The organism is Enterobacter sichuanensis (genome assembly GCF_002939185.1).
Taxonomy (GTDB): Bacteria; Pseudomonadota; Gammaproteobacteria; order Enterobacterales; family Enterobacteriaceae; genus Enterobacter; species Enterobacter sichuanensis.
Genome location: NZ_POVL01000184.1, coordinates 1 through 334, shown reverse-complemented (window position 1 = coordinate 334; position 334 = coordinate 1). Strand labels below are relative to the sequence as shown.

General features: G+C 51.2%; 1 protein-coding gene. It reads right to left on the bottom strand.

Features of this window, described 5'->3' with window-relative positions:
• Positions 1 to 334 (bottom strand): DUF1983 domain-containing protein (locus C5687_RS24415; protein ID WP_146086328.1); only part of this gene is annotated, 334 nt, incomplete at both ends.

Sequence of the window (334 nt, the reverse complement as noted above, 5' to 3'; positions counted from 1 at the left end):
ACCGCTGCCATCCCATGTCGAAGACTGGATATAACTACCAATTTTGGCATTGCTGATGGTACCGTCCTGGATGAACGTATCCCGGATGAAGGTCTGTCCGTTCTGGATAACAAACGGAAGAGTCACGGCGCCGCCTGCCTGGGTCATAACCGCGAAGCGGTCAGCCACGAACAGAACCTGAGTCTGCATACCTGAAGGTGTATTCTGAACACCAATACCCATTCCAGCCGCGTACTGATTGCCATTGGAATCAACAGCTACCTTGATGCTGTACATCGCATTCAGGTTATTATTGATGTCGGCTGATACCTGGCTGTTCTGGACAATAGCCGCC